Annotated in this window: 17 protein-coding genes and 1 pseudogene; 10 read left to right on the top strand and 8 right to left on the bottom strand. The window is 59.1% G+C overall.

From position 1 onward, the window contains the following. Nucleotides 1-3: 3 nt before the first annotated feature. Genes KOSB73_RS21705 through KOSB73_RS21695 form a run of 3 tightly spaced genes read right to left on the bottom strand, consistent with a single transcriptional unit; the run spans nt 4 to nt 2,963 of the window. The gene (locus tag KOSB73_RS21705) at nt 4-1,524 is read right to left on the bottom strand and encodes a tripartite tricarboxylate transporter permease (protein WP_024359251.1); all 1,521 of its coding nucleotides are present in this window, start codon (nt 1,522-1,524) and stop codon (nt 4-6) included. Between the two features lie 11 nt (nt 1,525-1,535). Beyond that, complete coding sequence (locus tag KOSB73_RS21700; RefSeq protein WP_004133992.1) at nt 1,536-1,967, bottom strand: tripartite tricarboxylate transporter TctB family protein; 432 nt, start codon at nt 1,965-1,967, stop codon at nt 1,536-1,538. A gap of 15 nt (nt 1,968-1,982) precedes the next feature. Continuing rightward, entirely contained in the window at nt 1,983-2,963 is a 981-nt protein-coding gene (locus KOSB73_RS21695; RefSeq protein WP_024359250.1) for a Bug family tripartite tricarboxylate transporter substrate binding protein, read from the bottom strand. A 134-nt stretch (nt 2,964-3,097) separates the two neighbouring features. On the opposite strand from KOSB73_RS21695, the gene tctD reads away from it, so the two are divergent. Then, the gene (gene tctD, locus KOSB73_RS21690; RefSeq protein ID WP_024359249.1) at nt 3,098-3,775 is read left to right on the top strand and encodes a transcriptional regulator TctD; all 678 of its coding nucleotides are present in this window, start codon (nt 3,098-3,100) and stop codon (nt 3,773-3,775) included. Beyond that, entirely contained in the window at nt 3,762-5,177 is a 1,416-nt protein-coding gene (locus tag KOSB73_RS21685) for a sensor histidine kinase (RefSeq protein ID WP_024359248.1), read from the top strand. The genes tctD and KOSB73_RS21685 overlap by 14 nt, the downstream gene beginning before the upstream one ends. Here KOSB73_RS21685 and nudI read toward each other — a convergent pair. Further along, nucleotides 5,169-5,594 (bottom strand): nucleoside triphosphatase NudI, encoded by a 426-nt coding sequence (gene nudI, locus KOSB73_RS21680; protein WP_024359247.1) that lies wholly within the window; start codon nt 5,592-5,594, stop codon nt 5,169-5,171. The two genes, KOSB73_RS21685 and nudI, sit on opposite strands and share 9 nt — an antisense overlap. 137 nt (nt 5,595-5,731) lie before the next feature. Here nudI and KOSB73_RS21675 point away from each other — a divergent pair. Beyond that, a pseudogene (locus KOSB73_RS21675) lies at nt 5,732-6,723 on the top strand (Rpn family recombination-promoting nuclease/putative transposase). A 49-nt stretch (nt 6,724-6,772) separates the two neighbouring features. Here KOSB73_RS21675 and KOSB73_RS21670 read toward each other — a convergent pair. Next, nucleotides 6,773-8,221, bottom strand: coding sequence for a catalase (locus tag KOSB73_RS21670; protein ID WP_098140983.1), 1,449 nt, complete (start codon nt 8,219-8,221; stop codon nt 6,773-6,775). 269 nt (nt 8,222-8,490) lie between these two features. Between KOSB73_RS21670 and KOSB73_RS21665 the strand changes: the two genes are divergently transcribed. From KOSB73_RS21665 to yfaU, 6 genes are all read left to right on the top strand, one after another. Beyond that, on the top strand, nt 8,491-9,033 hold the full coding sequence (locus KOSB73_RS21665) for a YfaZ family outer membrane protein (RefSeq protein WP_004123076.1): 543 nt from the start codon (nt 8,491-8,493) through the stop codon (nt 9,031-9,033). Between the two features lie 96 nt (nt 9,034-9,129). Next, the gene (locus tag KOSB73_RS21660; protein ID WP_024359244.1) at nt 9,130-10,326 is read left to right on the top strand and encodes a nicotinamide mononucleotide deamidase-related protein YfaY; all 1,197 of its coding nucleotides are present in this window, start codon (nt 9,130-9,132) and stop codon (nt 10,324-10,326) included. 204 nt (nt 10,327-10,530) lie between these two features. Then, on the top strand, nt 10,531-11,313 hold the full coding sequence (locus tag KOSB73_RS21655; RefSeq protein WP_098140981.1) for an IclR family transcriptional regulator: 783 nt from the start codon (nt 10,531-10,533) through the stop codon (nt 11,311-11,313). Between the two features lie 13 nt (nt 11,314-11,326). Next, nucleotides 11,327-12,532 carry an L-rhamnonate dehydratase gene (gene rhmD / locus KOSB73_RS21650; protein ID WP_004134009.1) on the top strand — a complete coding sequence of 402 codons (1,206 nt, stop codon included), beginning with the start codon at nt 11,327-11,329 and terminating at the stop codon, nt 12,530-12,532. Between the two features lie 52 nt (nt 12,533-12,584). Then, nucleotides 12,585-13,874 (top strand): MFS transporter, encoded by a 1,290-nt coding sequence (locus tag KOSB73_RS21645; protein WP_024359242.1) that lies wholly within the window; start codon nt 12,585-12,587, stop codon nt 13,872-13,874. A 14-nt stretch (nt 13,875-13,888) separates the two neighbouring features. Then, nucleotides 13,889-14,692, top strand: coding sequence for a 2-keto-3-deoxy-L-rhamnonate aldolase (gene yfaU / locus KOSB73_RS21640; protein WP_024359241.1), 804 nt, complete (start codon nt 13,889-13,891; stop codon nt 14,690-14,692). Between the two features lie 23 nt (nt 14,693-14,715). Here yfaU and glpC read toward each other — a convergent pair whose 3' ends face one another. The 3 genes from glpC to glpA are packed head-to-tail and all read right to left on the bottom strand — an operon-like array spanning nt 14,716 to nt 18,762. After that, nucleotides 14,716-15,894 carry an anaerobic glycerol-3-phosphate dehydrogenase subunit GlpC gene (gene glpC, locus KOSB73_RS21635; protein WP_024359240.1) on the bottom strand — a complete coding sequence of 393 codons (1,179 nt, stop codon included), beginning with the start codon at nt 15,892-15,894 and terminating at the stop codon, nt 14,716-14,718. Further along, entirely contained in the window at nt 15,891-17,150 is a 1,260-nt protein-coding gene (gene glpB, locus KOSB73_RS21630) for a glycerol-3-phosphate dehydrogenase subunit GlpB (protein WP_049087156.1), read from the bottom strand. Before glpB ends, glpC begins: the two co-directional genes overlap by 4 nt. Then, entirely contained in the window at nt 17,140-18,762 is a 1,623-nt protein-coding gene (gene glpA / locus KOSB73_RS21625) for an anaerobic glycerol-3-phosphate dehydrogenase subunit A (protein WP_049087157.1), read from the bottom strand. The genes glpB and glpA overlap by 11 nt, the downstream gene beginning before the upstream one ends. 271 nt (nt 18,763-19,033) lie before the next feature. Between glpA and glpT the strand changes: the two genes are divergently transcribed. Beyond that, nucleotides 19,034-20,380 (top strand): glycerol-3-phosphate transporter, encoded by a 1,347-nt coding sequence (glpT, locus tag KOSB73_RS21620; RefSeq protein WP_004123062.1) that lies wholly within the window; start codon nt 19,034-19,036, stop codon nt 20,378-20,380.

Below are 20,380 nucleotides of genomic sequence, written 5' to 3'. Positions count from 1 at the left end.
CTATCAGGAGGAGGGAATATCGCCGGGCGTTTTTTGCTGACGTTTACGCATATATCGCAGCAGCGGGGGCACAACAATCACCGCGATGGCCAGCAGCAGGAGCGTTTTGGTCACGCCGCTTTGCCATAGAATCGCCACGTTGCCGTTGCTGATGGAGAGCGCGCGGCGCAGGTTCTGCTCCAGCATCTCCCCCAGCACGAAGCCTAAGATCAGCGGCGACATCGGGAAGTGCATCTTACGCATGATGTAGCCGAGCACGCCCAACCCAACCATCAATAGCAGGTCGAAGGTGGTGCTGTGCACCGCGTAGACGCCGACCGCGGACACGGCGGCGATAGCCGGGACCAGAAACCACAGCGGGATGGTCAGCATGCGGGTGAACAGACCGATCAGCGGAATGTTCATAATCAGCAGCATCACGTTGGCGATGAGCAGCGCGGCGATTAACCCCCAGACGATATCCGGCTGTTCGGTAAACATCGCCGGCCCCGGGGTAATATTGTAGAGGGTCAGCGCGCCCATCATCACCGCGGTGGTCCCGGAACCGGGGACGCCGAGCGTGAGCATCGGAATAAACGAGCCGCAGGCGGAAGCGTTATTCGCCGCTTCCGGCGCCGCGACGCCGCGAATATCGCCTTTCCCGAAGGTGTCGCTGTTGCCGCTGAGCTTTTTCTCGGTCATATAGGTGATGGCGCTGGCAATGGTCGCCCCCGCGCCCGGCAGAATGCCGACAAAAAAACCCACCACCGATGAGCGCAGGGTCGCGCCGACGCACTGTCCCGCCTCTTTAGCGTTAAACAGCATACGGCCGGTTTTGCGCACCAGCTTCTGCCCGCCGCTGGTGCTCTCCAGCATCAGCAAGATCTCCGAAACCGAAAAGAGGCCAATCACCACCACGATAAACTGCACGCCGTCGGAGAGATGAACGCTGTCGAAAGTGAAACGATACACCCCGGTATTGGCATCAACGCCCACCGTCGCCAACCCCAAACCGATCAACGCGGCGAGGAACGACTTGAGCGGATTTTGCGCCATCATGCTGCCGAGGCAGGTGATGGCGAAAACCATCAGGGCGAAATATTCCGCCGGGCCGAACGCCAGCGACCACTGCGCCAGTATGGGGGCGAACAGAATCATCCCGCCGATAGCGATCATTGAACCGACGAAGGAGCTGACGGCGGAGATCGACAGGGCCACGCCGCCGCGCCCCTGCTGCGCCATAGGATAACCGTCGATGGCGGTCATAATGGCGGCGGCATCGCCGGGCACGTTAAGCAAGATCGATGAAATACGTCCGCCGTATTCACAACCTATATAGACCGTGGCCAGCAGAATGAGCGCCGATTCAGCGGGCAGATGCAGGGCAAAGGCCAGCGGCAGTAGGATCGCCACGCCGTTAATTGGGCCCAGGCCCGGCAGCAGGCCGACGATGGTGCCAACGAAGCAGCCAATCAGCGCGATCAGCAGGTTGGTCGGCGTCATGGCGACGGCGAAGCCCTGCGACAGATAAATCCAGATATCCATAAACTCCTCCGTTAACTCAACCAGACGCCGAGCGGCAGGGTGACATCGAGCAGGGCGTCAAAGACGTACCACAGCGCGATGCCCATCGCCACGCCGGCTACCCCGGCAGCGGGCAGGGTGGCGCCAAACAGCAGGCCAAAAACGGCGGTCAGCAGCGCGGTGGCCAGAGGAAAACCCAGCCATTCAAAACCCCACGCGTAGACCACCAGCGCCACCACCATTGTCAATAAACGTTGTAAAACCAGACGCCCAGGCCAGGTGATGGCGTCGGGCCGACGCAGAAGCAGTAAAACAGAGCACAGCAGCATCAGGCCGATAATGCCTACCGGGAAAGGGCGCGGGCCGACGGGTTCATAGGCGTATTCGCTGTGGATTTGCCAGGCGATAAACATTCCCCCCGCGCAGAGCAGCAGCCACACACCGGCAAAAATACGATCGCTCATCGCAACCTCCGTTAATTATTTTGCCAGGCCAAAGGATTTCGCCTGCTGGCGATACGCTTCCACCTGCTTTTTGACATAGGCGTCCAGTTCCTTGCCGTTCATGTTGAATTCAAACAGGCCGCGCAGCTCGCGCTGCTTTTTGAACGCGTCGGTCTGCTGCAATTTAGTGAACTCATCCACCCACCACTGATAGTCGGCGTCGCTGACTTTCGGGCCCACGAAGAAGCCGCGAATAATCGGCCATACCAGGTCATAGCCCTGCTCTTTGGCGGTGGGGACATCGGCGAGCGCGCCCGGTAGCCTTTCGTTAGCGAAGACCGCCAGCACGCGGATTTTATTGCCCTGTAGATAAGGCACCATTTCGCTGAGATCGCCGGAGACTGCCTGTACGTGATTGCCCAGCAGCGCGGTGACCGGTTCGCCGCCGCCCTCAAAGGCCACGTAACGCATTTTGTGCGGATCGACGTTCGCTTTTTGCGCCAGCAGCGCCGCTTTCATCCAGTCCTGGCTACCGATTGAGGCGCCGGCGCCGATGACGATACTGGCGGGATTTTTTTCCATCGCCGCCATGAACGACGGCAGGTCTTTCCACGGCGAGTCGGTGCGTACCGCGATCATGCCGTAATCGGTGCCGACGCTGGCCAGCCAGCGGACATCATCCACGCCGTAGCGGCCAAACTTGCCCTGCGCCAGGTTGAGCAGCGAGCCGCCGGAAAAGGCGACCACGGTACCGGGTTCGCCGGGACGCTGGGCGACGATCGCATTGTAGGCCACTGCCCCTACGCCGCCGGGCATGTAGGTGACGCGCATTGGTTTTTTGATGGCGCCGGTTTCCATCAGGCTGACCTGAATCAGTTTGCAGGTGAGATCGAAGCCGCCGCCGGGCTTGGCGGGCGCGATACATTCGGTACGGGAAGGCGCCTCGACGGCCCAGGCGGAGGCGGTACAAAGGCATAGCGCGAGGGCGCTAAGATGGCGCAGGAATGGAATATTCATAGGCTTCCTCAGTCAGTTACAGGGTACGTTTTTTTGATTATGTGAACCGGCATGTGGCTATTCGGTTGCATGATTGTTAAAACAATTACCTTTCATTTCCCTTTCAACGCGGCAGCAACTTTTCAGGATGTGATATGCGTCTCTTACTGGCAGAAGATAACCGTGAGCTGGCTCACTGGCTGGAGAAAGCGCTGGTACAGGGCGGGTTTGCCGTGGACTGCGTATTTGATGGCCGGGCGGCCGATCATCTGCTGCAAAGCGAAAAATATGCGCTGGCGGTGCTGGATATCGGCATGCCGGGACTCGACGGTCTGGAGGTGGTGCAGCGCCTGCGAAAGCGCGGGCAGACTCTTCCCGTCCTGCTGTTAACCGCCCGCAGCGCGGTGGCGGATCGGGTTAAAGGGCTGAACGTCGGCGCCGATGACTATTTGCCAAAACCTTTTGAGCTCGAAGAGCTGGATGCCAGGCTGCGCGCGCTGCTGCGGCGTAGCGAAGGCCAGGTGCATGAGGTGCAACAGATTGGCGCGCTGGAATATCGCGATGAAGGCTATTTTTTACTGCGCGGGCAGACGCTGTCGTTGACGCCGCGCGAGCAGGCGCTGCTGACGGTGCTGATGTTCCGCCGTACGCGGCCGGTGTCGCGCCAGCAGCTGTTTGAACAGGTTTTCAGCCTCAGCGATGACGTCAGCCCGGAAAGCATTGAGCTGTATATTCATCGTCTGCGTAAGAAACTTCAGGAGAGCAACGTGCGTATCGTGACCCTGCGCGGCCTGGGCTACGTGCTGGAGCTCGCTCATCATGAGGTGGGGTAAACCGCAGTCGTTATTCGCCCAGCTGCTGCTGTTTCTCGGCCTGCCGCTGGTTTTGCTGTGGGGGCTGTCGGCGTTCAATAGCTACGTCAGCGCCCTGCAGGCGGCGACCCAGGCTTACGATCGTACGCTGCTCTCCTCCGCCCGCACGGTGGCGGAGCGTCTGGTGGTACGCCACGGCAGGCTGGAAGTGAATGTTCCCTGGGTGGTGCTTGATAGCTTTGAGCTGAATATGAACGATCGCCTGTACTATAAAGTTCTCGATCCCGAGAGGCGGGTGATTTCCGGTTTTGACGACCTGCCGCCAATGCCGCCATCAACCTCTCGTACCGATCTCTATCCGGCGCTGGCGTGGTTTTATCATACCGAATATCGCGGCCAGGCCATTCGCGTGGCGCGGCTGCTGCAGCCGGTTAACGAAGGCGGCGTTGTCGGCATGGCGGAAATCTATATCGCCGAAACGCTGCAGTCGCGGCGCTGGCTGGCGGGACAGCTGCTGTTTTCATCATGGATCTCGCAGGGGCTATTAGTGCTGCTGACGCTGGTGCTCGCCGGCTGGCTGCTGCGCCGCGTGCTGCGGCCAATGCGCCAGCTTTCGGCGCTGATGGTACGGCGCGAACCCGGCCTGTTGACGCCGCTGCCGGAGCTGCTGCCGTGGTCGGAAACCCGGCTGCTGATCGTCGCCTTTAACCGCTATATCGACCGGCTGCGGGTGATGATTTCCCGCCAGGAGCGGTTTAGCGCCGACGCGTCTCATCAGCTCAAAACGCCGCTAGCGGTGTTGAAAACTCAGGCTTCGGTGGCGCTGGCGAGCGGCGATCCCCGACTGTGGCGCGAGAGCCTGGCGGCGATGAGCGGCACGCTTAATAGCACGATCCTGCTCACCGAGCGCCTGCTGCAGCTGGCTACCATCAAACGGAAAGAGCAGGGGGAACAGGCGTTCCCGCCGGTAGACCTTCAGGAGATCGTTCACCATAGCTGCTTTTCCCGTCTTCAGCAGGCGCGGAGCAAAGCTATCGATCTCGGTTATGAGGGGGAAACCTCGACGGTGACCATCGCCGGAGACGGCGTTTTGTTGAGCGAGCTGTGCGCGAATCTGCTGGATAACGCGATTCGCTATACGCCGCAGGGGGGGATCGTCACCGTCAGCCTGCATCGTGACGGAGAGGCGGTGCTGCTGGACGTCGAAGATAGCGGGCCGGGGATCGATGATGCGCAGATTCAGCAGGCGCTCATGCCGTTTCATCGTCTGGAAAACGTGGGGGATAACCCCGGCGCCGGGCTTGGCCTGGCGCTGGTTAGCGATATTGCGCGCCTGCACCGCAGCCATCCGCAGCTGCTGCGGAGCGAAACGCTGGGCGGGCTGAAGGTCAGGCTGCGCTTTTTGCGCGCGCGTTCAGAGTAAGCCTTTCAGGGTGAGGGTCCGGCGGGTCGCCACGTTCAAATCATAGTGAGGAAGATCCTCGACTTTCACCCAGGCGTAGTCCTGAAACTCTTCGTTGATCGTCACGTCGCGATTGGCGCTGATGCAGTCGAAGATCAGGTAAATCATATAAATTTCTTCCCGGCGGCCATCGGCGTAGGTTTTAACCCGGACGTCGTCGCGAAAGGTCCACGGGGTGACGTTGGTCAGCTGCAGTTTTTCGCCCAGCTCTTCACGAATTTCTCGCCGCAGCGCCTCTTCAATGCGCTCGCCTGGCTCGACGCCGCCGCCGGAGAGCGCCCACTGGCCGGGAAACACGCCGCGATCGTCGGCCATTTTACACAGCAGATAGTGGCCTTCATGTTGAATGAGCGGGCAGACGATAGTCCTTTGACGCATGATTTCTCCTTAATGATGATGCGGATAAAAATTGTAATGGCCCAGTTTGCGAGCCGCCTCGGCAAACCGCAAGCGAAAACGCGCGGTGAATGCGAGTGGTGGTAGGGTGAGCGCAAGTTAATTGGTCAGGGGCCATCATGGAACAGATAGCAAGCCACTCGCCGCACGATGCGGTCTTTAAACATCTTTTGTCCCAACGGGCAACGGCGCGCGATTTTTTGCATATTCATTTGCCGAAGCATTTGCGGGAACAGTGCGATCTGCGGACGCTGCAGCTGGAGTCCGGCAGTTTTATTGAAGAGGACTTACGCGCCAGCCATTCGGATATCCTTTATTCGCTAAAAACCCATGGCGGAGAGGGGTATATCTACATTCTCATTGAGCATCAAAGCTCTCCCGACAGGCATATGGCGTTTCGCCTGATGCGATACGCCATCGCGGCGATGCAGCGTCATCTTGATAAAGGGCATCATCAGCTGCCGCTGGTGATTCCTCTGCTCTTTATCACGGCAGGACCAGCCCCTACCCGTATTCAACGCGCTGGCTGGATGGCTTTCCACAGCCAGAGATGGCCGAGCGGCTGTATAGCCGGAGTTTTCCTCTAATAGACGTCACTGAGATCCCTGACGATCGGCTTGTACAGCACCGCCGGGTCGCTATGCTTGAGCTACTGCAAAAACATATCCGCCAGCGGGACCTGATGGACATCTCTGAGCAACTGGTCAGAATATTATCCTTGGGATACACTACGCGTCGGCAGTTTAAAACGTTGCTGAATTATATGCTTCAGGCGGGTAACGCCGCCGATCCGGTGGCCTTTTTACGCAAGCTCGCGCAAAAGACGCCGCTCAAGCCGCATAAGGAGACGCTGATGAATATTGCTCATTTTCTGGAAGAGCGTGGCCGTAAAGAGGGGATCCTTCAGGGAATGAAGGCGGGGATAGAAAAGGGCTTACAAAAGGGCCGACGTGAAGGTCGCAATGAAGGCCGAAATGAAGGCCGACATCAAGGTCTGCAGGAGGCGACGCAACGCATTGCCCTGGCGATGCTGGATGAGGGGCTTGAGCCTTCTCAGGTCGCAAAGCTGACCGGTTTATCGCAGCAGCAGCTCGCTAAGCTCCGGCACTAAAATCGTTTAAAAAGCGCAAAATGGCAGCCTTAAGGGCTGCCATCAGTACTTATTCCCCGTGCTTTAAGGCCTGTAACGCCGCTGCAACACCCGCGCCGTAGTCGGGGTGGATTTCGCTGAACAGGCCAATTTGTCGCTGCTGAATAAACTCAGGAATATCCCGCATATCATTGGCGATACGCTGGAACATACGCTGATGCTCATCTTCGCCTAATAGCTCAAACAGTCTGCGCGGCTGGCTAAAGTAGTCGCTATCTTCCCGGTGATCCCAGTGCGCCGCCGCGCCTTCAAGGCTTAAAGGCGGCTCGCTAAAGTCCGGTTGTTCCTGAAACACGCCAAAGCTGTTGGGCTCATAGGTGACGCCGTTGCCGCTATTGCCGTCAACGCGCATCGCGCCGTCGCGGTGATAGTTATGGAACGGGCAGCGCGGAGCATTGACCGGAATTTGATGATGGTTAACGCCCAGACGATAGCGCTGGGTATCGCCGTAGGAAAACAGCCGTCCCTGCAGCATCCGGTCCGGAGAGAAGCCCACGCCAGGTACCACGTTCGCCGGATTCATCGCGACCTGCTCAACCTCAGCGAAGTAGTTATCCGGGTTGCGGTTAAGCTCCAGTACCCCGACTTCAATCAGCGGATAATCGCCGTGCGGCCAGATTTTGGTCAGATCGAAGGGGTTGTAAGGGACCCGGCTGGCTTCCGCTTCCGGCATTATCTGCACGTAGAAGGTCCAGCGCGGGAAATCGCCTCTTTCAATCGACTCATAGAGATCGCGCTGCGAACTCTCGCGATCTTCTGCTACCAGGCGTTTCGCTTCATCATCCATCAGGTTGGCGATCCCCTGCTGGGATTTGAAGTGGAATTTCACCCAAAAACGTTCATTTTCAGCGTTAATAAAGCTGAACGCGTGGCTGCCGAAACCGTGCATATGGCGATATGAGCGCGGGATGCCGCGGTCGCTAAAGTCGATGGTTAACTGATGCAGCGTTTCGGGAAGCAGGGAGAAAAAATCCCATTTCCAGGTTGGATTACGCAGGTTGGTGCGCGGGTCGCGTTTGACAACGTGGTTAAGGTCGGGAAATTTCAGCGGGTCGCGAAGGTAGAAAATCGGCGTATTGTTGCCCACCAGATCCCAGTTGCCCTCTTCGGTATAGAACTTGATAGAAAAGCCGCGAATATCGCGCTCGGCGTCAGCGGCGCCGCGTTCTCCGGCGACGGTTGAGAAACGCAGGAACAGGTCGGTGGTTTTACCGACTTCGGAAAAAAGCTTTGCTCGGGTATAGCGGGTGATATCGTGGGTAACGGTCAGTTTGCCGTATGCCCCGGAGCCTTTAGCGTGCATTCGGCGTTCCGGGATAACCTCACGGTCAAAGTGGGCCAGTTTTTCCAGAAACCAGACATCTTGCAGCAGCATCGGGCCGCGAGGACCTGCAGTCACGACATTATTATTATCGACAACCGGCGCGCCGGCACCGGTGGTTAGTCCTTTCTTGCTCATCTTTATCTCCTGACAAAGTTTTATGTAACTTATTCATCTCCCTGAAGGAAAAAAATAAGCTGAGCACACTTTGTAGAATAAATAGCCAGCACGGACAATCTGGCTCTGGCTATCGAATTGATACCCGGAGTCGTTGGCAAAATTCCGGTAGCAACTGGTTACAATCACAATGGCAAACGTCGTTTTAGTTCATTGATTCCTTAGCATTCGGCAGTACAATTTCGCGGTTTTTTGGGATTTTCTTATTATTATTTTCTGGATAGATAAAAATGAAAAAAAGCATATTTATGGCCCTCGCCGGCATGATGTTCGTCTCGACGGCGGCAAATGCGATCAGCGTCAGCGGGCAGGCCGGTGAGCACTACACCAATCTCGGCGTCGGATTCGGCACCGAATCGACCGGCCTGGCGGTAACCGGCAACTGGCTGCACAATGATGACGACGGCGATGCGGCGGGTCTGGGATTGGGCCTGAACATCCCCCTTGGGCCATTCCTGGCCACCGTGGGCGGCAAAGGCGTTTACACCAATCCGAACAACGGCGATGAGGGCTACGCGGCGGCGGTCGGCGGCGGTCTGCAGTGGAAAATCGGCGACAGCTTCCGTCTGTTCGGCGAATACTATTACTCTCCGGATTCACTCTCCAGCGGCATCGACAGCTATCAGGAAGCCAATGCCGGCGCGCGCTTTACCATTATGCGTCCTCTGAGCATCGAAGCCGGCTACCGCTACCTCAACCTGGCGGGTAAAGACGGCAACCGCGATAACGCGGTCGCTGACGGTCCGTACGTCGGCGTCAACGCCAGCTTCTAATCTCTGCGGCGCGGTATTCCGCCGCGCCTGATTTTCAGGCTTTTTCGCCAGCCGCTTTGCGATATAGTATTTCTACTTATCAGGCTGGAGTTCACAATGTTAAACGTGGAAATGCTGTCCACCGGCGATGAAGTACTGCATGGACAAATCATCGATACCAATGCCGCGTGGCTGGCGGATTTCTTTTTTAATCAAGGATTACCCTTAAAGCGTCGCCATACCGTTGGTGACGATCTCGACTCCCTGGTGGCGATTTTACGCGAGCGCAGCGAGCATGCCGATGTGCTGATCGTCAACGGCGGTCTGGGGCCGACCAGCGACGACCTGAGCGCGCTGGCCGCCGCGACGGCCAAAGGCGAAGGGTTGATTCTGCACGAAGCGTGGCTGGAAACCATGACCCGTTTCTTTGCCGAGCGCGGCAGGCCCATGGCCGCCAGCAATCGTAAACAGGCGGAAATTCCGCAAAGCGCCGAGATGATCGATAACCCGGTTGGAACCGCCTGCGGTTTTGCCGTGCAGCTAAACCGCTGCCTGATGTTTTTTACCCCCGGCGTGCCTTCCGAATTTAAGGTGATGGTCGAGCAGGAAATCTTACCGCGCCTGCGCGAGCGTTTCCCGCTGCCTGCTGCGCCGCTGTGCCTGCGTCTGACCACCTTCGGCCGTTCCGAAAGCGAACTGGCGCAGAGCCTCGATCATCTGCAGCTGCCGCCGGGAGTGGTGATGGGCTATCGCTCCTCGATGCCGATTATCGAACTGAAGCTGACCGGGCCCGCTGAACAGCGCGAGGCGATGCTGGCGCTATGGCCGGAAGTGCGGAAAGTGGCCGGAGAGAGCATGATTTTCGAAGGCACAGAAGGCCTGCCCGCGCAGATCGCCCGTCGTCTGCAGGAGCGTCAGCTAAGCCTGACGCTGAGCGAGCAGTTTACCGGCGGCCTGCTGGCGCTACAGCTTTCACGCGTCAATGCGCCGCTGTTGGCCAGTGAAGTCATTCCGTCGCAGGAAGAGACTCTGGCGCAGTCCGCGCGCTGGGCGGCTGAGCGGCGCGAGAAACATTTTGCCGGCCTGGCGCTGGCGGTCAGCGGCCAGGAGAGCGATCACCTGAATTTTGCGCTTTCTACGCCGGACGGCACCCACGCGCTGCGGGTGAAATTCACCACCAGCCGCCACAGCGTGCAGGTGCGTCAGGAGGTGTGCGCGATGATGGCACTGAACATGCTGCGCCGCTGGCTGAACGGCCAGCCGGTGGCCGGCGAACACGGCTGGATTAACGTCGTCGAATCTCTCACGGTGTAAACAAACCTCCGCGTCGGGAGTCTTTCCCGACGCGCGATGAGTCCAGCCAGCTGTACTTGCTTTTAAATATTCTGTGTACTACCTCGCATTTTTATCCTTCCGAACGTCCACCCTGCTGGAATAGCGTCGTCATTTGAAGCCGCTCACAATTTATCCGCCTGACAACCGCAACACTGATTCCAGTATTCAGGATTGGAGTCCAGTATGTTGGAATCAAGCAAAGTCCCGGCGCTGACCCGCGCCATTGATATTCTCAATTTGATCGCCCGCATCGGTCCCTGCAGCGCGGCGACCATTATTGACGAACTGGGTATTCCGAAAAGTACCGCCTATCTGCTGCTGGGAGAGCTGAAAAAACAGCGCTTCCTCAGCATGGATAATCAGGATAACTACTGCCTGTGGACCAAGCTGGTTGAGCTGGCCGGGCAGGCGCTGAGCAAAATGGACCTGCGCGAGCTGGCGCGTCCGCGCCTGACGCAGCTGATGGATCAGTGTGGGCTGCTCTGCCACCTGGGCATTATCGACAGCGGCAACGCCTACTACATTCTGAAGATTGAGTCCCCGGCCACCATCAGCGTGCGCTCGCATGAGGGGAAGAGCCTGTCGCTGTATCGCTCCGGTATCGGTAAATGCCTGCTGGCCTGGCAGCCCGAGCGGGTTCAGGAGTCGATTATCAGCGAGCTGCGGTGGGAACGGGCGACGCCAACCACTATCACCAGCGCCCAGCAGCTTCTCGATGAGCTGGGGCGTATTCGCGCCCGCGGCTGGAGCTTCGATAACGGCGAAGACTATCCCGACGTTCGCTGCGTGGCCGCCCCGGTGTTTAACGCCAATAACGAGCTGACCGCCGCCATTTCCGTGGTGGGTACCCGTCTGCAAATCAATGAAGACAATCGCGATTACCTCGCCGGTAGGGCGATTGCCTGCGCCAAAGATATTTCCCGTCTGCTGGGGTGGAAGAGCCCCTTCGAACAACAAGCCTCATAATAAGGAGAAGATCATGACCCTACCGAAAATTAAACACGTCCGCGCCTGGTTTATCGGCGGCGCTACCGCAGAGAAAGGCGCTGGCGGCGGCGATTATCATGACCAGGGGGCAAATCACTGGATTGACGATCATATCGCCACGCCGATGAGCAAATATAAACAGTATGAACAGTCTCGCCAGTCGTTTGGCATCAACGTTCTCGGTACGCTGATCGTTGAAGTGGAAGCCGAAAACGGGCAGACCGGCTTTGCGGTGTCGACCGCGGGCGAGATGGGTTGCTTTATCGTGGAAAAACATCTGAACCGCTTTATTGAAGGTAAGTGCGTCAGCGATATCAAACTGATCCATGACCAGATGCTCAACGCTACCATGTATTACTCCGGATCCGGCGGTCTGGTGATGAATACTATCTCCTGTATCGACCTGGCGCTGTGGGATCTGTTCGGCAAAGTGGTTGGGCTGCCGGTTTATAAACTGCTGGGCGGCGCGGTGCGCGATGAAATTCAGTTCTACGCCACCGGGGCGCGCCCGGATCTGGCGAAGGAGATGGGCTTTATTGGCGGCAAGATGCCGACCCACTGGGGGCCGCACGATGGCGACGCGGGGATCCGCAAAGATGCCGCGATGGTGGCCGATATGCGCGAAAAATGCGGGCCGGACTTCTGGCTGATGCTGGACTGCTGGATGAGCCAGGACGTGAATTACGCCACTAAACTGGCCCACGCCTGCGCGCCCTCTAACCTTAAGTGGATCGAAGAGTGCCTGCCGCCGCAGCAGTACGAAGGCTACCGCGAGCTGAAACGCAATGCGCCAGCCGGAATGATGGTCACCAGCGGCGAGCACCACGGCACGCTGCAATCTTTCCGCACGCTGTCGGAAACCGGCATCGATATTATGCAGCCTGATGTGGGCTGGTGCGGCGGCCTGACCACGCTGGTGGAGATTGCGGCGATCGCCAAATCGCGCGGCCAGCTGGTGGTGCCGCACGGCTCGTCGGTCTATTCGCACCACGCGGTCATTACCTTTACCAATACGCCGTTCAGCGAGTTCCTGATGACCAGCCCGGATTGCTCAACGATGCGTCCGCAGTTTGACCCGATTCTGGTTGACGAGCCGGTGCCGGTAAACGGGCGCATTCATAAAAGCGTGCTGGATAAACCGGGCTTCGGCGTCGAGCTGAACCGCGACTGCAACCTGAAACGTCCTTATAGCCACTGATCCCGTCGTGCCGCACAGCGCAGATGTGCGGCCCATTGTTGAGGATATTACGATGAGCAACACCTTGCTTGAAAGCGTGGTGAAGAAAAACCGCGCCCGTTTGATCCCTTTTATGCTGGCGCTGTACGTGCTGGCGTTTCTTGACCGTTCGAATATCGGCTTTGCCAAAGAGACCTATCAGCTGGATACCGGCCTGAGCAACGAGGCCTATGCGCTGGGGGCGGGGATTTTCTTTGTGGTGTACGCCTTTCTCGGGGTGCCCGCCAACCTGCTGATGCGCAAATTCGGCGCAAGAAAATGGATCGGCTGCACCACCTTGCTGTGGGGGCTTCTCTCCGCGGCGATGGCGTGGGCGGACACCGAAGCGAAGTTTCTGCTGGTGCGTACCCTGCTGGGCGCCGCCGAGGCGGGCTTCTTCCCGGGTATGATCTACCTGACTTCCCAGTGGTTCCCGCAGCAGAACCGCGCCAGCATTATGGGGCTGTTTTATATGGGCGCGCCGCTGGCGCTGACCCTCGGGTCGCCGCTCTCCGGCGCGCTGCTGGAAATGCACGGCTTTATGGGACATCCCGGCTGGTTCTGGATGTTTATCATTGAGGGGCTGCTGGCGGTCGGCGCCGGGTTCTTCACCTTCTTCTGGCTTGACGATACGCCGCAAAAGGCGCGTTTCCTGAGCGCTGCCGAAAAACAGGCGTTAATCAGCGAGCTGGCCAGCGAAGAGCAGAAAAAGGTGACTTCGCGTTTGTCCGATGCGCTGCGCAACGGCCGCGTCTGGCAGCTGGCCATTATTTATCTGACCATTCAGGTAGCGGTTTACGGTCTGATCTTCTTCCTGCCGACCCAGGTTGCCGCGCTGCTCGGCACCAAGGTGGGGTTTGTGGCTTCGGTGGTGACTGCTATTCCGTGGGTAGCGGCGCTGTTCGGGACCTGGCTGATTCCGCGCTACTCCGACCGTACCGGCGAGCGGCGTAATATTGCCGCATTCACCCTGCTGGCGGCGGCGATTGGCATTGCCGTCTCCGGGCTGGTGTCGCCAGTGCTGGCGATTATCGCGCTGTGCGTTGCCGCCGTGGGCGTCATTGCCGTACAGCCGGTGTTCTGGACCATGCCGACGCAGCTGTTGTCCGGTACGGCGCTGGCCGCGGGCATCGGTTTCGTCAACCTGTTTGGCGCCATCGGCGGTTTTCTGGCGCCGATTATCCGCGTCCAGGCTGAAACAATGTTCGCGAGTGATTCTGCCGGATTAGTGACGCTCGCCTGCGTGGCGATTGTCGGAGTTGTTATTATCTTTTCACTGCGCGTCAATCGTACGGTGCCGCAGGCTGACAGCGTACAGCATTAATGTAAGGGAGAACTATGAACGCAATTTTATCGAACCCATTTAAAGCGGGATTGTTGCAAGGGGAAGCGCAAATTGGCCTGTGGCTGAGCTCGACCTCTTCGTATATGGCTGAGATTGCCGCCACCTCGGGTTACGACTGGCTGCTGATTGACGGCGAACATGCGCCCAATACCATTCAGGACCTGTATCATCAGCTGCAGGCCATCGCGCCCTACGCCAGCCAGCCGGTGATTCGCCCGGTGGAGGGCAATCGTAGCCTGATTAAACAGGTACTGGATATCGGCGCCAGAACGCTGCTGATCCCGATGGTCGATACCGCTGAACAGGCGCGGGAGATCGTCTCGGCTACCCGCTATCCGCCGGTGGGCACCCGCGGCGTCGGGGCCGGGGTGGCCCGCGCCGCGCGCTGGGGGCGGGTAGAGAACTATATGGCGCAGGCCAACGATGAACTGTGCCTATTGATTCAGGTGGAGAGCAAAACCGCCCTCGATAATCTGGATGCGATCCTCGAAGTGGAGGGGATTGACGGCGTCTTTATCGGCCCGGCTGACCTATCGGCTTCGCTGGGCTACCCGGACAACGCCGGGCATCCGGACGTTCAGCGCATTATCGAACAGAGCATCCGCCGCATTCGCGCGGCGGGAAAAGCCGCCGGTTTCCTCGCCGTTGACCCGGAGATGGCGCACAAAGCGCTGGCGTGGGGGGCCAATTTTGTCGCCGTGGGCGTTGATACCAACCTCTATACCCGCGCGCTGGATAAACGGCTGGCGATGTTCAAGCCGATAGCCGAACAGGCGGAGGGAAAGGGGAGCTATTAGTCCCCCCGCAGCCGGTGCTGGTATCAGGCCAGCGCCTGCGCCAGCAGAGAGATGGGATGTTCGCAGCGTTTGCTGGTGGACATCTCAATCTGCCATTTGCAGGTTTCACAATCGGTCACCACCAGGTCGGCGCCGCTCTCCTCAATTTGCCGGAACAGCGGCGCGCCAATGGCCTGCGATGAGTCGTAGTTCTCCGACTTAAACCCGTAGGTGCCGGCAATGCCGCAGCATTGAGAGTCGAGCACCTCCAGCTGCAAGCCGGGGATCAGCCGTAAGAGTTCAAGGGTATACAGCGACCAGCCCATTTTCTCCATATGACAGGGGGTGTGATAGACCACCTTCAGCGGCAGCGGTTTTAGCTGCAGAGGCCGCCCATCATCCAACTGACGCCAGATCCAGCGGGTTGCCAGCTCAATACGATCGCGAACGTCGCGGTTCTCAATATCGAGTACGTGCGGGTATTCATCGCGTAGGGTAAAGGTGCAGGTTGATGAGGTCGCAATAACAGGGAGGCTATTTTCCCGCATCGCGGTGACGTTGCTCTGCGCCTGCTTGCGCGCCCTGGCAAAAAAACCGTTGGCAATCAGCGGCACGCCGCAGCACTGCTCCTTACTGAATAACTGCACGCCGATGCCCATGGCGTTCAGCACCCGGATAAGATCTTTGCCCAGCTGTGGGTGGTTGTAGTTGACATAGCAGCCGTGAAAAAACGCCACCTGTTCGGCGTATTGCGCCTGCTGAGCAGACAGCTGACGATACGCGCGGCGAAAGGTGCCAAAGCCATATTTCGGCAGCGTACGGCGGTGATCGATTTTAAGCGCGGCATCGAGGAGTCGCCGTACCGGCTTCAGCCCGGTGGTGGCGTTCACCAGCGGGGCAAACGGCGTGGAGAGGGTGCCCATCAGGTCGGTATGGCTGAGGATCGCATCGCGCAGCGTGGGCTTTTGCCGACCATACTCCATGCGCGCGCGCTGGATAATATCGCCGATTTTGACGTCTGAGGGGCAGGCGACTTCGCAGCGTTTGCAGTTAATGCAGTATTTTAACGCCTCGTCGTAGAGCGTGCCGTCTTTCAGGCGCAGGCGCTCGCCGTCCGGCCCGGCCTGTTTTGGCCCAGGGTAGCGCGGGTTAACCCGGCTGACCGGGCAGGCGGTGGTGCAAACGGTGCATTTAATGCAGTGTTCAAAACGCGTGTCGTTCATGACTCACCTCCGGCAAGCTCGCCGATTAACCTTGCGGCGTGCAGCGCGGTGACCGCGCAGACGCCGCCGCCGCATCCCAGCGCGATGGCATCAAAACCGCCAAGAATAGAACCTACGGCGAACAGATTCTCCAGCGTCTGCCCCTGAAGCTGCGGACGCAGGGCCGCATCGGTTTTCAGGCCGAAACGCTGCCAGGGCTGGGAAGCAAAAAAGTCCTGCTGATACCAGCGCTCGCGCGGTAGCGTCTGCTGCAGATCAAGGCCAAGAATAGGCTCGCGCACGCCGCTGCGTTCGGCGACCAGCCCATTGCTGAAAAAGCTGCCGCTGGCCAGCACCGCGAAGCGCGGGCGCAGCGGGATATCGCCGTGGTTGCGCGTCCAGATAGCGTTAACGATACCGTTCTGCTGGCTAATATTGATGACTTCGTCGCCGGTAAGCCAGGTGCCGCCGCCGCGGATAAAATGCCGCTGGAGCTGGGCGTGCAGGCGCATCCCCGGCACCGACGGCGGCAGCGTAGGCAGCAGGCGCAGCGGGCAGGGAAGGCGCTGCTGTAGCCACTGATACAGACGATCGTCGGCGAGGCCGAAGCAGGCGGGCATGATAATGAAACGGTGCCGCTGCGCCAGCGGACGCAGCGCCGCCAGCAGCGCCGGCCACTGTGTTTCATCGTCCAGACGGCGGGCGATATTGGCGGCGCGAAATTCGGATGGGCTATCGCGTAGAACATCAAGGAGCGGTAAATCTATCTCCTGCGCTTCGGCGTGAACGCCATGCTGGTTCAGCGAGGCGGCGGCAAGATGCGGCTGGAAGTCGCCGAATCCGCTGATGCCGACCACGCAGACGCCGTTGGCGGGCAGCGGCGCGGTGGCAATCTCCTGCGGCGAAAGCCAGGCCGCGCGTAAGGTTCCCAGCGGCGTCACGCGCAGATGCGGCTGGCTGGCCTCACCCTGCATAGCGATACCGCAGTCGGCAAACAGAGCCTGCGCCTGGCTGGCGTAACCCATTACCCGTTCGGCGCCGAGTCTGGCATAAGGATGCTCGGGAAGCTGGCGGGCCAGCTGGCCGATGCCGTGAGCAACATCGGTGACGGTTTCGCCATTCGGCAACGTCGAGAGCAGATCCAGCGAGGCGGAAGAGAAGTGCAGGGCGCTTTGGCCGCGGCTGATAATCACGCTGCGCAGGCCGCGCTGATTGAGCGCCAGCCCGCAGAGCAGCCCGGCAAGGCCGCCGCCGATAATGGCGCAATCAAACTTCATCCTGATGCTCCTTTTGTAATCCGCACAGGCCGAGATAGACCCAGCGGGTGAACTCGCTTTCGCGCAGCGCGTCTCCCCAGGCCACCGGCTGGACGCCTTTCCAGCGCTCGTTCAGAAATTCAGACAGCTGGGTAAGGGAGCGCGCGGAGGTGGTGACGTTAAAACGCGCGAGCAGCCCGGCGGCCCGGCAGGCGCACAGCTCGCCCTGACAGGTGCCCATGCCGACGCGGGTGCGCCGGCGCAGGTCGAGCAGGTTTTTTACCGCCAGATTTTCGACCGCGTACTGAACCTCGCCGGCGGTGACCGCTTCGCACTCGCAGACCAGACTGCGGTGCTGGCGGCTATCGCCAAGCCAGGCGGGGGTACGATCGCCGTGGCGATAAATGGCCGACCCGCGCAGCGATGCTGGTAAAGCGATGATTTTGCGTAACGTGGTTTCCGTCGGCTCCTGCGAGCCGGGAAGCGGCGCATCGGCGGTTGTACAGGGGGCGGTATTGCCGAGCTTGCGGCATACCGCATCCGTAGCCCATTCCGCCATCAGGCGGTAGGTCATCAGCTTACCGCCGGTGATGGTGATAAAACCTTCCATGCCGTCGCGCTGGGCGTGGTCGAGCAGCACGATGCCGCGGCTGACGCTGCGTCCACTGGGATCGTCATCGCTGGCGACCAGCGGACGTACGCCGGAGTAGGCGCGCAGTATCCGGGTCCGCCCCATGATCGGCGCCAGCTTTTCCCCCTCGCGTAGTAGCGTATCGACTTCCCCGGCCGTCACCCGGTTGTCGTCAATTTCGTCATAGGGAATGTGCATCGAGGTGGTGCCAATCAGCGAAATGGTATCGCCGGGTACCAGGATATCGGCGTCAGCCGGTTTGCGGCAGCGGTTGATAACCTGACGGTTAATGCGGTGGTCGAGGATCAGCAGCGATCCTTTTGCCGGAAACATCGCGATGCGCAGGTCGGCATACTCTGCGATACGCTGCCCCCAGATCCCGGCGGCGTTGACCACCACCTGCGCGCGCAGGCTGAGCGGTTCACGGCGCTGACGATCGTAGAGCGCTACCCCCTGGACGCGATCGCCCTCGCGCAGCAGGCCGGTGACTTCGCAGCCGGTGAGGATCGTGGCGCCATGTTCGCGGGCATCGAGCATATTCGCGGCGGTGAGGCGGAACGGATCGACGGTGCCGTCCGGTACCTGCACGGCGCCAAGCAGCGCGGGATTCACGGCAGGCTCCAGGCGCAGCGTTTCGGCGGGCGTCAGAGGCTGGGCTTCAATACCCGCCTGCTGGCAGGCGGTGATAAAGGTGTGCTGATACGCCGGGTCATCTTCCGGCAGGGTAATAAAGAGTCCGCTGGTGGGCTCAATGCAGTGGCGGGCGATACGGCGTAAGATGCGGTTTTCGCTGATGCACTCGCGCGCCGATTCGCTATCGGTGACCGCATAGCGCGCGCCGCTGTGCAGCAGGCCGTGGTTACGCCCGGTCGCGCCGGTGGCGATATCGTAGCGCTCAACCAGCGCCGCCTTCAGCCCGCGCAGCGCGCAGTCGCGCGCGATCCCGGCGCCGGTTGCGCCGCCGCCAATAATAATGACGTCATATTCACGACTATCGGCCATCTCCCTGTCCTCTGTGTTCGTTTTACATCATTTAGCCATATCGATAGCGTTTAATGTTTGATTTCGAGCATATTTGCGCGTAATTCGAGCATTTGTTGTGACTTTGCGCGCATATTGGAAAGCATTGTCATATTTCTGTAACAAAGTGTGCGACATTTCACAGTATTAGATTTACGCTTTGCCTACTATCGCGACCAAATTAGAAGTCAGTGAATAAATTACGTTTTTTTGCGTCGACGTCAGAAAAACAGCAATGGCCACGGAGGCTGATATGTTAAGTATATTTAAACCCGCAGCGCATAAGGCGCGTTTGCCAACGGCGGAAATCGATCCGTTATATCGTCGATTACGTTGGCAGATCTTTATTGGTATCTTCTTCGGATATGCCGCTTACTATCTGGTTCGTAAGAACTTTGCTTTGGCTATGCCTTATCTTATCGAACAGGGATTCTCCCGTGGCGATCTCGGCTTTGCGCTTTCCGGTATCTCCATCGCCTACGGATTTTCGAAATTCATCATGGGCTCGGTCTCAGATCGTTCGAATCCGCGCATTTTTTTACCGGCAGGGCTGATCCTGGCCGCGCTGGTGATGCTGGTCATGGGCTTCGTCCCCTGGGCGACCTCCAGCATTATGGTGATGTTCGTGCTGCTGTTCCTGTGCGGCTGGTTCCAGGGGATGGGCTGGCCGCCGTGCGGGCGCACGATGGTGCACTGGTGGTCGCAAAAAGAGCGCGGCGGTATTGTGTCGGTATGGAACTGCGCGCATAACGTCGGCGGCGGGATCCCGCCGCTGCTGTTTCTGCTGGGGATGGCGTGGTTTAACGACTGGCACGCGGCGCTGTATATGCCAGCTTTCGGCGCGATCCTGCTGGCGATTTTCGCCTTCGCGATGATGCGCGATACCCCGCAGTCCTGCGGCCTGCCGCCGATCGAAGAGTATAAAAACGATTATCCCGACGACTATAGCGAGAAACACGAAGAAGAGCTGACCGCAAAGCAGATCTTTATGCAGTACATCCTGCCGAACAAGCTGCTGTGGTACATCGCCGTCGCTAACGTGTTTGTCTATCTGCTGCGCTACGGCATCCTCGACTGGTCGCCGACCTATCTGAAGGAGGTTAAGCACTTCGCGCTGGATAAATCATCCTGGGCCTACTTCCTTTATGAATACGCGGGGATCCCGGGCACCCTGCTGTGCGGCTGGATGTCGGATAAAGTATTTAAAGGCAACCGCGGCGCGACCGGCGTCTTCTTTATGACCCTGGTCACCATCGCCACCGTCGTTTACTGGCTGAACCCGCCGGGTAATCCGGGCGTGGATATGGCCTGCATGATCATCATCGGCTTCCTGATTTATGGCCCGGTGATGCTGATTGGCCTCCATGCGCTGGAGCTGGCGCCGAAAAAAGCCGCCGGCACCGCCGCGGGCTTCACCGGCCTGTTCGGCTATCTCGGCGGCTCGGTAGCCGCGAGCGCTATCGTTGGCTACACCGTCGATTTCTTCGGCTGGGACGGCGGCTTTATGGTGATGATCGGCGGCAGCGTGCTGGCTGTCCTGCTGTTGATTATCGTGATGCTGGGTGAACGACGTCATCACCAGCAGATGAAACAAGGCTAA

The organism is Klebsiella grimontii, from assembly GCF_900200035.1.
Classification (GTDB): Bacteria; Pseudomonadota; Gammaproteobacteria; order Enterobacterales; family Enterobacteriaceae; genus Klebsiella; species Klebsiella grimontii.
Note: the sequence above shows the minus strand (reverse complement) of the source record. Positions and strands in the feature narration are given on the sequence as shown.